The following is a 13427-nucleotide window of genomic DNA, read 5'->3' as shown; positions in this document are numbered from 1 at the left end:
GCGTTCACAGAAGGAACACGATGGCGAGCTACGAGAGCCTCTACGGCGCCTGGCGGGATGATCCGCTGGGCTACTGGAGCACGCAGGCGGCCCGCATCGATTGGGATGCGCGGTGGACCGCGGTATTCGACGAGAACACCGGCCCGTACGGCCGCTGGTTCCCCGATGCGCGGCTGAACACGAGTTACAACTGTCTCGATCGGCACGTCGATGCCGGTGCGGGCGATCGCCCCGCCCTGGTGGGGGACAGTGCGATGACCGGTCAAATCGTCACACACACCTACCGTGAGCTGCGTGACCGCGTCGCAAAGGTAGCCGGAGCGCTCGCTGCGGTGGGCGTGGGCCGTGGTGATCGGGTCATCATCTACATGCCGATGGTTCCCGAGGCGGCGATCGCGATGTTGGCGTGTGCCCGGTTGGGAGCAATCCATTCGGTGGTGTTCGGCGGCTTCGCGGCTGCCGAGCTCGCGGGGCGAATCGATGCCACCGCACCGCGGGCGATCATCGCGGCATCGTGCGGGCTGGAACCGGGCCGCGTGGTGGAGTACAAGCCGGTACTCGACGCCGCACTCGCGCAGTCGCGACATCGTCCCGAGGCATGTTTCGTGCTGCAACGCCCCCAAGCGTTCGCTGAACTCGAACCCGGTCGCGATCACGACCTGCTGGCGGCCGAGGAAGCGGCGAGCCCGCACGACTGCGTCTCGGTGGGAGCCTCGGACCCGCTCTACATCCTGCACACCTCGGGAACAACAGGACGACCGAAGGGCATCGTCCGCGACAACGGCGGCCACGCGGTGGCGCTCGCCGCATCGATCCCGACGATCTTCGGGCTGTCACCTGGGGATGTGTTGTGGGCGGCGTCAGATGTGGGTTGGGTCGTCGGACATTCCTACATCGTTTACGCGCCGCTACTGTCGGGTCTGACATCGGTGATGTACGAGGGCAAGCCGGTCGGTACCCCCGACGCCGGCGCATTCTGGCGGGTCATCGCGCGCCATCATGTCAATGTCCTTTTCACCGCCCCCACCGCGATACGTGCGATCCGGCGGCAGGACCCGGATCTGGACATGCTGGATCGACTCGACATCTCGTCGCTGCAGGCGGTGTTCCTGGCCGGCGAGCGGTGCGACCCGGCGACGGCAACGTGGCTGCAGTCCAGGATCGACAGGCCGGTCATCGACAACTGGTGGCAAACGGAAACAGGCTGGCCGATCACCGCGCGGTTTCGAGGGGCAGAGTTGACGCCCTTCAAACCGGGTTCGGGCGGCAGGCCCAGCCCCGGGTTCGAGGTCACTGCGTTGGGCGACGATGGTCTCCCACTGGCAGCCGGCGAACCGGGCAACCTCGCCCTCCGTCTGCCGTTGCCACCCGGCAGCGCACCGACGCTATGGGGTGACGACGCGGGTTTCCGCACCTCGTACCTGGATAAATATCCCGGTTGGTACCGCACCGGCGACGCGGGACATGTAGACGAGGACGGCGACGTCTGGGTACTCGGCCGCGTCGACGACATCATCAATGTGGCCGGACACCGGCTGTCCACGGGTGCGATGGAGGAGGTTCTCGCCGCACATCCGGGCGTCGCGGAATGCGCGGTCGTCGGAGTGGCCGACCCATTGAAGGGCGAGGTGCCGATGGGATTGGTCGTATTGAAGGCCGGTGCCAGCCGCAACGTCGACACCGTACGGCGCGAATTGGTCGACATGGTTCGCGATCGGATCGGGGCAGTGGCGTCCTTCCGCACCGCGTTCGTTGTCGACCAGCTCCCCAAGACTCGCTCCGGAAAGATTCTCCGCCGCAGTCTGCGCGACCTGGCGAACGGTATCGCGGTGCAGATTCCACCCACGATCGAGGACCCGAGCGTGCTCGAACACCTGCGTGGCGTCTTGGCCACCGCGGCGACTGCCTCCAACTGACACCGCGCATCCCACTCCTCCGGTGCCGCGCTGCACCGGTCCGAAACCGGCGCCTACCTGCCATCGGTCGACGCCGACGTCGAAAATCAGTAACCAGTACAAAGGGGTACTCATCATGTCTGGACGCGTTGCGGGCAAAGTCGCCTTCATTACCGGCGCCGCTCGCGGGCAGGGCCGCAGCCATGCGCTTCGGCTGGCCGAGGAAGGTGCCGACATCATCGCCGTCGACATATGCACGCAGCTTGCGTCGGCGCGCTACGACTTGGCGACGTCGGAGGATCTTGCCGAAACGAGAAAGGCGGTAGAAGCTCTCGGCCGGCGTGCGGTGAGCATCGAGGCCGATGTGCGAGACGAGCAGCAACTCGCGGACGCCTTCCATGCGGGCGTTGCGGAGATCGGTCCCGTGGACATCGTGATCGCCAATGCCGGGGTCGCACTGTTCGCCGCCGATGAACCGCACGAGGCCTGGCAGGACACGATCGACATCAATCTCACCGGTGTCCTCAATACGCTCGAAACGGCTGTGCCTTCGATGATCGAGCGTGGGCAAGGTGGGGCCATCGTGCTGACCAGTTCTACCGCGGGTTTGCGGGGAATCCTCGGTCCGTCGCGGGGGGCCTTGGCCTATGTCGCCTCCAAGCACGGTCTGGTCGGGCTGATGCGCTCGTATGCCAACAACCTGGCAGCCCACTCGATCCGGGTGAACACGGTCAACCCCACAGGCGTGGAAACGCCCATGATCGCGACCCCTTCGATCGAGACGTTTCTCGAGCAGAACCCGCAGCTCGTTCCCCATATCACCAATGCGATGCCGGTCGGTCTGATCTCGGTACAGGACGTCAGCAACGCGGTGCTCTACCTGGTGTCCGACGACGGGCGCTATGTCACCGGCACGACATTGTCGGTCGACGCCGGATTCAACAACAAGAACTGAGGATCTGTCATGACTGGACGAATCGAGGGCAAAGTCGCCTTCGTCACCGGGGCCGGGCGCGGACAAGGACGGGCACACGCGGTGCGGTTGGCATCCGAAGGCGCCGACATCATCGCCGTCGATATGTGTGCGCCGATCGACTCGGTGCCCTACGCCTTGGCGAGCGAGGAAGACCTGAAGGAGACGGTCAGGCAGGTCGAGGGCCTCGGCCGCAGGATTGTGGCCCAGCGCGCGGATGTGCGGGACTTCTCCGCGCTGCAATCCGCGGTCTCGGAGGGGGTGACCGAGTTTGGGCACCTCGACATCGCCGTGGCTAACGCCGGGATTCTGTCGGCTGCGCCCACCGAGGCGATGCCGGAGCAGAGCTGGCAGGACATGATCGACGTGAACCTCACCGGCGTATTCCACGCCGCCAAGGCCGCGATCCCGCACATCCGGGCGGGCGGCTCGGGCGGGTCGATCGTTTTGACCAGTTCCGCGGTCGGCATTCGGGCCATGCCGAATCTGCCGCACTACGTCGCCGCCAAGGCAGGGGTCATCGGGCTCATGCGGTCGATGTCTCTCGAGCTCGCGGCGGACAAGATTCGGGTCAATACCGTCAACCCCAGCATCGCCGACACGCTGATGGTGCAGAACGACGCCATCCACAAGCTCTTCGTCCCTCATATCGAGAACCCCACACGCGAACAGGCCGCCGAGGTCTTCGCGACGCTCAACCCGATGCCGACACCGTGGGTCGATGCCGTCGACGTCAGCAACGCGGTGCTGTTCCTCGTCTCGGACGAAGCTCGTTTCGTCACCGGCCTCGAATTCAAGATCGACGCGGGATTCTGCCTGGCCTGACCCGCAAACCCTGGAAATCAACACAATTCGTAGGAGGGAAGATGAGAGCAGTCCAGATCCTGAAGGACGAGGCCGGTCAGCGGGCGGAACTGACCGAAATTCCCGACGATCGGATCGGCGAGGGTGATGTGACCATCGCGGTCGACTACTCGGCGGTGAACTTCAAAGACGGCCTCGGCGTGACCGGCGCTGTGCCCGTTGTCGAACGATTCCCGATCGTCGCGGGCATCGACTTGGCGGGCACCGTTGTCGAGGCGACCGCGGAGTCGGGGTTCGCCCCCGGCGAATCTGTCGCTGTCAACGGATGGGGACTCGCAGTCAATCACAACGGCGGGTTTGCTACCCGCGCAAGGGTTCCGGCGGCATGGCTCACTCGAATTCCGGCGCGATTCACGACCTGGCAGGCCATGGCGATCGGGACAGCAGGCTACACGGCGGCCCTCAACGTCGTGGCGCTGCGTCGCCACGGACTGACGCCGGATGCCGGGCCGGTGGTGGTCACCGGCGCCGCGGGCGGTGTCGGTTCTGTGGCGATCGCACTACTCGCCGCTCTCGGATTCGAGGTTCACGCATCCACCGGGCGGCTGGGTGAGAAGGAATACCTGCAGAACCTGGGTGCCTCCGAGATCATCCCGCGAGAGGACCTCGCCGAACCAGCCCAGGCGGCACTGGGATCCGAGCGTTGGGCCGGCGGTGTCGACGTCGTCGGCAGCCACACCCTGGTCAACGTTCTCAGCCAGATCCGCTACGGCGGGGCCGTGGCGAACTGCGGTCTCGCCCAGGGACTCGACCTGCCGGGCTCGGTCGCACCCTTCATCCTCCGGGGCGTCACCCTGGCCGGGATCGACTCCGTCAACGCCCCCGCGAGCAGCCGAAACGCGGCGTGGGAGCTCCTCGCCGAGCATCTCGACGAGCGTCTGCTCGAGGAGATGACGACCACGATTCCACTCGATCAGGCCGCGACAGTGGCACAGCAGGTCCTCACTGGCGCTGTACGTGGGAGGACCGTGGTAGACGTCAACGCCTGATTCGTCTGTCATCACTTCGGTAGACCGCCCAGGTCACCGAGGTGATGACGTCTTCGGGTCGCGAGTGCGAAATTGGAAGCTCGCGGCCGCCGACCGCCACGCCGGGCGAACCAAACCCCCCTTGGCTTTCAAGGTATCGCAAGCCAACGCCGGACCTGCGGCGGGCTGAGCCCGGCGATCCGGTTGGGGGCGAGTGTCTTGTCGCGTACCTCCGTAACGAGTCGATCCGGCTCTTGCGGTTCCGCCCGACTTGCCCGCATTCAGCGGCCGTTTACAGGCTGGGTACAATATTCAGTACGCTGGTACCATATAAATATCTCACCGAGATTCGCCCAGCTCACGACCGAAAGGGCCAATATCCCGTGGACACCTCCGTAATCCTCGCCGGCGCACGCACTCCCATCGGCCGCCTACGCGGTTGCCTGGCTGAGCGTTCGGCCACAGAACTCGGCGGGATCGCCATCGCCGGCGCCCTCAGGAAAGCTGGAATCACCACCGACGCAATCGAATACGTCATCATGGGGCAGGTACTCACCGCTGGTGCGGGACAGATGCCCGCCCGGCAGGCCGCGGCCGAGGCGGGGATTCCGATGACCGTGCCGGCACTCAACATCAACAAGGTCTGTTTGTCGGGGATCGAAGCGATCATCCTCGCCGACCAATTCATCCGTGCCGGCACTCACCGGGTCGTAGTCGCCGGTGGAATGGAATCCATGAGCAGGGCACCCCACCTGCTGCCGGGGTCACGCACCGGGTTCAAATACGGGGACGTCGCCCTTGTCGACCACATGGCCCTCGACGGACTGCACGACGCCTTCACCGACCAGCCCATGGGCAGGCTTACCGACACCGGCAACCCACCCGACATCAGCCGGGAAGATCAGGACGCCTTCGCCGCCCGATCCCATCAACTCGCGGCAAAAGCCTGGGAAAACGGCATTTTCGATGACGAAGTCGTCGCCGTCGACGTACCCGGCCGGAAGGGAACGAGCAGCCGGATCGACCGCGACGAAGGCATCCGAGCCGACACCACCGTCGAAACGCTGGCCCGGCTGACACCCGCATTCCGAACCGGCGGAACTATCACCGCCGGCAACGCATCGCCGATCAACGACGGGGCCTGCGCACTGGTCATCGCCAGCAAGCAGTACGCCGAGGCCCACGGACTGACGTGGCTGGCCGAAATCGGCGACCACGGTATGGTCGCGGGTCCGGATTCCGGTCTGCACCAGCAACCCGCCAACGCTATCGTCAAAGCCTGCACCACCGCGGGCATCACCGCGCTCGACCTCGACCTTGTGGAGATCAACGAGGCGTTCGCCGCCGTGGCGATCGCCTCGACCCACGCACTCGCCATCGATCCCGACCGGGTCAACGTCAACGGCGGTGCCATCGCGTTCGGACATCCGATCGGCATGTCGGGCGCACGCGTCACCCTCCACCTCGCCCATGAACTACGCCGGCACGGAGGCGGTATCGGTGCCGCCGCGCTGTGTGGCGGTGGCGGGCAAGGCGATGCGCTCCTGCTGCATGTCTGACGAGGGCTGCACGTCTGGCGAGTGCGAAGATCCGCGCCACTCCTCAGCCTTTCCTGACGAGTCGGCGCGGCGACCGCCGCAGTGATTGTCTGCCGTCGAGAAGGCAGGCAGACACGGAAGCGGGTGAATCTGCATCCGCCGCGACGGGAACGCCTACAGCATAGGCGATGCCGGTGTATCAAAAAGACTGAGCAGGTCGGCTGCGGTGTGTGCCGCGTGCACGATGGCTCTGGATTGGGGAGACGGTCCTCGTCCGGCCCAGGTCGCCGTGGGTGTGATTGCACTATAGAGGCAGTTGTGCTTGAGCTGATTGATCAGCGTGGTTCGGCGCTTGATGACATCGCCTCGGTGATCGACCAGCATCCGCAGTTGGCGTACCTGGTCATCGATACGATGACGGGCAAGGCCGGGGTTGGCGATAACGACATGTGGCGGTGGCGTCAACGGGGGACTGTCCTGGCTTAGGTTGGCTCCCGATCTGAGGAGACTGATAGGTCTTCGCTGTGAGCGGATGCGTCACCGTGCCGAAGCCCTACCCCGAATTCCGTCGTGACATAGTCGCCGTGGCACGCAAGGGCCAGACGACACTGCGGCAGGCCGCGAAGGATTTCGGGATATCGGAGAGCACAGAGGGTGGGCGACGCGCCCGAACACCAGTCGGACTCGTCCGCCCTTGCTCTGCTGATCTACACCAGTGGCACAACCGGCGTACCGAAGGGCGTCATGCTCGACCACGCCAACGTCTACGCCATGTCCGCAATGGGCCTCTGTGGTCACAGCGCAGCTGTGGAGTTTTGTCCACGGCTACATCACCCTGGAGCTGGCCGAGCACTTCGCTGATTTCGATGACGCGGTGTCGGACGTGATGCTACCGATGGGCGTGAATCTCACCGTTGGACTGGGCGATGAGCGAGACCGCGCCACAGCGTCGCACGCTGTGGCGTTGCGCGAATACGAGTCGAGGTTGGAAATGGGCGAACGTGGGGGCGTCGGCTGAGTCAATCTCTGCGATATCTGTCGCGCGGCACAACCGCCGGTCGCATCCTCGTAGCCGGACAAAGCGTCAAGCTCGGCCCGCGCCGCCCTGTCATGGTGGCATCCTCCTCGGCGTGGCGGCGTCTGGCTTCGAACTTCTTGGGACTCCTCGGCTGGGCGTCTCATCTGCACGTGTGAGCATGGTTGCGGTTGCCGGATGGTCGCGTGCAATGTGAGCACATTCCAATGCCGCTGCGGTCCTGGCGATTGCATCTGTCTCGCCGGGAGCTACTCCGAGGGCGATGAGGCACGCACGCGCTGCAGCCACGTCGGGCTCGGGCTCGGTCCACGAGTTTTCGTTGCGTGCGTCGAGTAGGGCGAGGATGAGTCCCGCGACGTGACAGTACCTCGGCGGGGAGGTGATCCGAGTACACACCGAGCTGGCCTATTGGTTCGATGGGGAGTGGAGCATTGTCGCTCGTTCTGAATCAATAGATGCCGACCGCGTGTATATGTTGCCGCTCGATGTCGACCAGGTCGAGGTGACCTCGTCGGCGCAGCGGGTGAGCCGGCCGCGGCGCACCAGGACCGTCCGGTGGGCATTGTCATCGCCTCCGTGATCAGTCGCGCAGGAAAGCAAGCACTTCGGGAACGAACTCACGGTGGTACTGGAACACGCCGCCGTGACCGGAGTTGGGGTAGATGCGCAGCTTGGCGTCCGGCAACCGGGCCGCCATGTCGGCGGAGTGGGCGCTGGAGACCATCAGGTCCTTGTCGCCGTTGGCGACGAACACCGGAATCTTGATCGCCGAGAGGTCGTCGGGAGCGTGCAGCCCTCCGGCGGTGATGGCCCGAAGTTGCGCGTTTCGCGCCTGACGGGAGATGGCGCGATCGAGGTCCTGGGTCCTCTCCGCGAGCCGAGCGAAGTACTCGTCGGCTGCCTTCTTTCCTTCGGCTGTACGCGGGAAGAAGAGGAAATGGCGAGGGTCCTTGCGGGTCAGGAATGCCTTGAAGTACGCGCTACCCACGATGAACGGCATTTTCCAGATGCCGCCGCCGCCGCGGGGGCCGGTGCCGGCCAGCACCATGCGCCGGACGAGATCGGGTGCCTGGAGGGCGACCATCTGCGCCACGGCGCCACCCAGGGAGAAGCCGAAAAGGTCTACCTGGTCGTAGCCGAGCGCTCTGATGAACGCGATAGCGTCGGCGCCCATCTGTTCGACATCGCCGGGGACCTTGGAGCCGGTCGAGCCGACGCCGCGATTGTCGAAGGCGATCACGTGGTGGCGCGCTGCGATGCCGTCGAGAACACGAGGGTCCCAGTCGTCGAGCACAGCGGTGAAGTGGTGGAGAAACACGACCGGCACACCGCCGGCCTCACCGAACTCGCGATAGCTGAAAGGGATGCCGTCTATGTCGATGGTCTTCGTGGGGGCCGTTTGCCAGGTGGTCATGTGAGTTCCTTCTTTCCTTTTCGTGTTTCGGAGTCAGGGGCTGCCGCCGCGCGGGCGTCGAGGCGGGCGACGACGTCGAGGATGCGACGGTCGGTGGCGAAGCGGGCATCCAACGGGGGACCGATAAGCCCTCGCAGTGCTGAGACCGGGCGCCACACGGTTGGGCGAATGACGCGCGTCGATCTGGATTCGAGTCCATCGGCGATGGCGGTGGCGGCTGCGGTCGGGGGAATCCGCGTGCGCATCGGTTTGGGGAGCGTGGAGAGTAGTTCCATCACCACGGGGTCCTCATCAACCCCGCGCGCGATCATGTCGGTCTGGACCAGCGAGAAGTAGGCGGTGAGGACAGAGACGTCATGCTCGACGAGCTCGATGCGCAGTCCGCGACCAAGCTGCTCGACTGCTGCTTTGCTCATCGCGTACGGGATCGTGCCCATGCCATTAACGAAGGCGAACACTGAGCTGATCAGTACGATCTGCCCTTTCGTGGCAATCACCGCGTCCAGTGCGGCCGCCACCGTGTTGGCGACACCCGTGACATTGACCGCCATGGTTGCTTCCAGGTCGGCAGTCGGTGTGTTGCGAAGGGTCGCTGCTTTGGCGAGGAGGCCGGCGTTGGCAATCGCAACATCGAGGCGGCCGAACCGTTCGATGGCCTGGGCCACTACGTCATCGAGGGAGGCACGGTCGCGAACGTCTGCGACGCATCCCAGTGCCCTGTCGGCATCCAGCTCGGACGCACGCAGCGGTGTTGCCGGGTCGATGTCCGCGACGACCACTCGGGCGCCCCTCTTCAGCATCTCGCGTGCCGTGGCGCTGCCGATGCCACCGTTGCCGCCGGTGATGAACACGACCTTGTCGGCGAGGTCATAGGTCATGCAACCCCCCGGCGGGGAGTGAGGGACAAGCGCCCGTTGCGGCGCAGCATGGTGAGCGCCGTCACCAGCGGTCCGCGGTTGAGGTCCGGTTCCTTGCCATGCGCGAGGCGGTGCAGCTGGTCGCCGTTCCAGCTGAGATTCAACACGCCGTCGAGTGTTTTCAGGTCCGCGAAACGACCCAGCAGGCCGCGCATTCCGACTCGGATCTCGTGGGTGGACAGGGTCTCGATTCGACCATTGAGGATTGCGGTTGCCGCATCGGTCGTGGTCACTGTCGGACGGGCGATTCCCACGAGATCGCAGTCGCCTGCTGTGAGCGCGTCCTGCATTCCTCTGCGGCTGCGAAATCCGCCGGTGACGGCGAGAGGTACGTCGCCGGCTTCCCGGCGGACCGATCGGGCGTAGTTGAGGAAGTAGGCCTCTCTCGTTCTGGTGGAGGACGCTTCGGATCCGGACATGGCGGGTGATTCGTAGTTGCCGCCGCTGACCTCGATCAGATCGACGGATTCTTGTGCCAGTGCCGCAACTACCGCGCGCGAATCGTCTTCGTCGAAGCCACCTCGCTGGAAGTCGGCCGAGTTCAGCTTCACCGACAACGCGAAACCTGGACCGACCCGGTTGCGTACACGTCGGACGATCTCGATCAGGAACCGCATCTGTCGCTGGAGGTCACCGCCCCACTCGTCGGACCGGAGGTTGGACAATGGTGACAGGAACTGCGTGACCAGATAGCCGTGAGCGGCATGGATCTGAACCCCGTCGAAGCCCGAGGCCTCGCACACCTCGGCCGCTCTCGCGAACCGGTCGATGATCTCCTCGATCTCCGCGGCAGTGAGCTCACGCGGGGTGGCCGCGCCGGGAAACGAAAGTGGCACGGGACTCGGCGCGACGGGCTTGTGTCCGATATTCAGCAGGTTCGACTGACGGCCCGGATGGTTCAGTTGGGCAAAGATCGCTTCCCCGCCGTCGTGTGCGGCCTTCGTCCACGCCGTGAACTGCGGAAGGGCGCGGTCGTCCTCGATCACGATGTTGCCCGGCTCCCCGAGATGGGCGCGGTCGATCATGATGTTGCCGGTGATCAGCAGGCCGTAGCCACCCTGTGCCCACCGGCGATACAGGGTCACTATGCGGTGATCCGGCGAGTTGTCACCGTCTCCCAGGGCCTCGCTCAGCGCGGCTTTCGCAATGCGATTGGGAAGTCGCAGGCCGGATGGAAGGTCCAGGGGGGTATCGAGGGAGGTCATCTGTGCTCCGAATCATGATTTCAGTATGCGTAATATTATGATCATAATGCTATGGTGTTAGCAAGGTCGAATGAAGAGCAGGTGCGCGGCATGCGTAGTGCCCTGATTGAGTTCCCGAGCTGAGGAGGAGTCCCATGCCCGCTTTCACCAACACGGTCGTCCTCGTGACCGGCGCCAACGGAGGGCTCGGCGGCGAGTTCGTCCGGCAGGCCCTGGAGCGTGGTGCGGCCAAGGTCTATGCCACGGCCCGGACCCCGAAAAGCTGGGACGATCCACGAGTCGTTCCGCTCGCCCTCGACGTCGCCAGTCCCGAGTCGATCGCCGCGGCCGTCGCGACGGCTACCGACGTCACGCTCGTCGTGAACAACGCCGGGGCCGCCAACGGAGCGACTGTGATGGGAGATTCTCCCGCGCTACGCGACCTGTTCGAAGTGAACTTCTTCGGGCCTCTGGCGGTCGCTGACGGGTTCGCGCCAACTCTCGCCAAGAACGGCGGAGGTGCGCTCCTCAATGTGCTCTCGGTTCTGTCGTGGATCGGGATCGGCGATGGTTACAGCGCTACCAAGGCTGCCTTGTGGTCGGCGACCAACACGCAACGACTCATGCTGCTCTCCAATGGCACCCTGGTCACTGCCCTGTATCTCGGCTACACCGACACTCCGATGACCGCTGGTCTCGATGTCGACAAGAACGATCCCGCAGAGGTCGTGAAGCGGGCCTACGACGGCGTGGAAACCGGCGCCTACGAAGTTCTCGCGGACCGCATATCGAATGAGGTCAAGGCCGGTCTGGCGGGGCCACTCACGACCCTCTACCCTCAACTCGCCGCAGCCGGCCGGTGAACCGTGAGCCGACTATCAGTCGAGTCTTCGAGCGCACTCGCCGCGGCCCCGAACAACCTGTGTGGGCCTGGAGTTCTCGGGCAAGATCGGTCGAGGCGAGCTTCCGCAGGCGGTGGCCTCCCTCATCGCTGGCGTCGTCCCGGTCGCGGTCCAGGATGGCTACGCGATCTTTGAGCTCGAACCTGTGGAACCGGCGCTATAGCCGATCGTATCGGTCCAGGGCGGAATCTCGTCCACGTTTTGCCGACTCCGCGCGCTGCCGTGCAATCCCTGCCAGACTTCCTACTGGGACCGGGTACACCGTCCGAACGTCCTGCCGGGCTTCGGAGATGCCGATGTCACTATCCTCCAGGTCCCGCTTAGGTGGACGCGATCAAGTTTCGTCCGGGCCGCCCAGCCTTACGGTCGAAGTGATAACGAAGGTACAAACGCCTGGCGGAGCGCACGTGGCTGGCATCTCATCACCAGGCGGGACGACCCAGTACGTCCATCGATCCCAATGAAGGTGAACAGACATGAAAGCGTTCGTAGTCGCTCGCTATGGTAAGGAAGGTCTCAGGGCTGCCGAGGTCCCCGAGCCGAAGGTCGGCGATGGTGATGTCCTGGTCAGGGTTAGTGCCGCCAGCATCAATCCTCTGGACAAGATGGTCCGCAACGGTGAATTCAAGCAGCTATTGAAGTACAAGACTCCGTTTGTGCTCGGCCACGATCTGGCCGGAGTGGTCACTCGGGTGGGAGCGGGTGTCCGCGACTTCAAGGTCGGCGACGAAGTCTATGCCCGTCCGCGCGACCTGCGTATCGGCGCCTTTGCGGAGTACATTGCGATCGACCAGGAGGATGTCGCGCTCAAGCCCGCCTCGCTCACCCTGCACGAGGCTGCAGCGGTTCCCTTGGTCGCGCTGGCCGCATGGCAGATCCTGGTCGAGAAGGCGCAGGTCAAGGCCGGGCAGAAGGTGCTCGTGCACGCCGGTGCCGGGGGGCTCGGGTCGACCGTGATCCAGCTCGCCAAGCATCTCGGAGCGCATGTCGCGACCACCGCCAACGGAGCCAGCGAGGAACTGGTCCGCAAACTCGGCGCCGACGTCGTGGTGGACTACACCAAGCAGGACTTCTCCGAGGTTCTCTCCGACTACGACCTCGTCCTGGACTCGCTCGGCGGCGAAAACCTCATGAAGTCGCTCACAGTGCTCAGGCCCGGGGCACGAGCGATCGGCGTCGCGGGCCCGCCTGACGCCGGATTCCCCAGACAGCTCGGCGCTCCCAAGCCCTTCGAGATCGTGACATGGTTCCTGAGTCGAAAGGTTCGCCGCGCTGCGCGGAAGCTCGGTGTGGGGTACTCGTTCTTCTTCATGCGGGCCAGCGGTGCGCAGTTGAGCGAGCTCGCCGCCCTCTACGACGCGGGCCATCTCCGCCCGGTCCTCGACTCGACCTTCGCGTTCGACCAGACACTCGAAGCAATGGCCTATGTCGAAAGCGGCAAGGTCAAGGCCGGGAAGGTCGTCGTCACGCTCGACTGAGGTCATCGGTGATCAGTGGGTTGCGGTGCCTAGCGGAGGCCACGGTATGACATTCGACGCGTCGTTGGCCAGGCGACGGGATGTACACCTGCGAATATGGTTGGGTGACATGGCCGTCGACTACTCGGCCAAATCGAATTGGTCCGCAGCACGACCAAGGAATGCCCACCGGCACGTCGCTTGCCCAACGAACGATTGTTCCTCGGGCCATAACCGGCCGCCGACGGGTTCGTGTGTGGCAAGTACCCCCGGACGGTG

12 protein-coding genes and 2 pseudogenes are annotated in these 13427 nt (G+C 64.7%); 11 read left to right on the top strand and 3 right to left on the bottom strand.

Features of this window, described 5'->3' with window-relative positions; genetic code table 11:
• Positions 1-20: 20 nt before the first annotated feature.
• The 9 genes and pseudogenes from ACZ60G_RS38225 to ACZ60G_RS38185 all read left to right on the top strand — a co-directional run bounded on the left by ACZ60G_RS38225 (position 21) and on the right by ACZ60G_RS38185 (position 7256).
• Positions 21-1916 carry an AMP-binding protein gene (locus ACZ60G_RS38225; protein ID WP_465816716.1) on the top strand — a complete coding sequence of 632 codons (1896 nt, stop codon included), beginning with the start codon at positions 21-23 and terminating at the stop codon, positions 1914-1916.
• 115 nt (positions 1917-2031) lie between these two features.
• Complete coding sequence (locus ACZ60G_RS38220) at positions 2032-2850, top strand: mycofactocin-coupled SDR family oxidoreductase (protein ID WP_465816714.1); 819 nt, start codon at positions 2032-2034, stop codon at positions 2848-2850.
• 9 nt (positions 2851-2859) lie between these two features.
• Positions 2860-3693: a mycofactocin-coupled SDR family oxidoreductase gene (locus ACZ60G_RS38215; RefSeq protein ID WP_465816712.1), complete on the top strand. Its 834-nt coding sequence runs from the start codon at positions 2860-2862 to the stop codon at positions 3691-3693.
• A 41-nt stretch (positions 3694-3734) separates the two neighbouring features.
• Positions 3735-4721, top strand: coding sequence for an MDR family oxidoreductase (locus ACZ60G_RS38210; protein ID WP_465816710.1), 987 nt, complete (start codon positions 3735-3737; stop codon positions 4719-4721).
• A 362-nt stretch (positions 4722-5083) separates the two neighbouring features.
• A complete protein-coding gene (locus ACZ60G_RS38205) occupies positions 5084-6259 on the top strand; it encodes an acetyl-CoA C-acetyltransferase (protein WP_465816708.1) in 1176 nt (391 codons plus the stop codon).
• Positions 6260-6556: 297 nt separating this feature from the next.
• Entirely contained in the window at positions 6557-6724 is a 168-nt protein-coding gene (locus ACZ60G_RS38200; RefSeq protein WP_465816707.1) for a hypothetical protein, read from the top strand.
• 56 nt (positions 6725-6780) lie between these two features.
• Positions 6781-6885, top strand: a pseudogene (locus tag ACZ60G_RS38195) (helix-turn-helix domain-containing protein); the annotation flags it as partial.
• A 37-nt stretch (positions 6886-6922) separates the two neighbouring features.
• Positions 6923-7021: pseudogene (locus ACZ60G_RS38190) on the top strand (AMP-binding protein); the annotation flags it as partial.
• A 7-nt stretch (positions 7022-7028) separates the two neighbouring features.
• A complete protein-coding gene (locus tag ACZ60G_RS38185; RefSeq protein ID WP_465816761.1) occupies positions 7029-7256 on the top strand; it encodes a TetR-like C-terminal domain-containing protein in 228 nt (75 codons plus the stop codon).
• Between the two features lie 598 nt (positions 7257-7854).
• Here the strand turns inward: ACZ60G_RS38185 and ACZ60G_RS38180 are convergent.
• From ACZ60G_RS38180 to ACZ60G_RS38170, 3 genes are read right to left on the bottom strand one after another with little or no spacing between them, the layout of a single operon-like run.
• Positions 7855-8688 (bottom strand): alpha/beta fold hydrolase, encoded by an 834-nt coding sequence (locus ACZ60G_RS38180; protein WP_465816705.1) that lies wholly within the window; start codon positions 8686-8688, stop codon positions 7855-7857.
• Complete coding sequence (locus tag ACZ60G_RS38175; protein WP_465816703.1) at positions 8685-9566, bottom strand: SDR family NAD(P)-dependent oxidoreductase; 882 nt, start codon at positions 9564-9566, stop codon at positions 8685-8687. Before ACZ60G_RS38175 ends, ACZ60G_RS38180 begins: the two co-directional genes overlap by 4 nt.
• Positions 9563-10810 carry an NADH:flavin oxidoreductase/NADH oxidase family protein gene (locus ACZ60G_RS38170; RefSeq protein ID WP_465816701.1) on the bottom strand — a complete coding sequence of 416 codons (1248 nt, stop codon included), beginning with the start codon at positions 10808-10810 and terminating at the stop codon, positions 9563-9565. The genes ACZ60G_RS38175 and ACZ60G_RS38170 overlap by 4 nt, the downstream gene beginning before the upstream one ends.
• Positions 10811-10944: 134 nt before the next feature.
• Between ACZ60G_RS38170 and ACZ60G_RS38165 the strand changes: the two genes are divergently transcribed.
• Complete coding sequence (locus ACZ60G_RS38165) at positions 10945-11652, top strand: SDR family oxidoreductase (protein WP_465816699.1); 708 nt, start codon at positions 10945-10947, stop codon at positions 11650-11652.
• A 515-nt stretch (positions 11653-12167) separates the two neighbouring features.
• Positions 12168-13169 (top strand): NADP-dependent oxidoreductase, encoded by a 1002-nt coding sequence (locus ACZ60G_RS38160; RefSeq protein WP_465816698.1) that lies wholly within the window; start codon positions 12168-12170, stop codon positions 13167-13169.
• The last annotated feature ends 258 nt before the right edge of the window (positions 13170-13427 follow it).

The sequence above is a fragment of the Nocardia sp. NPDC102475 genome (genome assembly GCF_055584605.1).
Note: the sequence above shows the minus strand (reverse complement) of the source record. Positions and strands in the feature narration are given on the sequence as shown.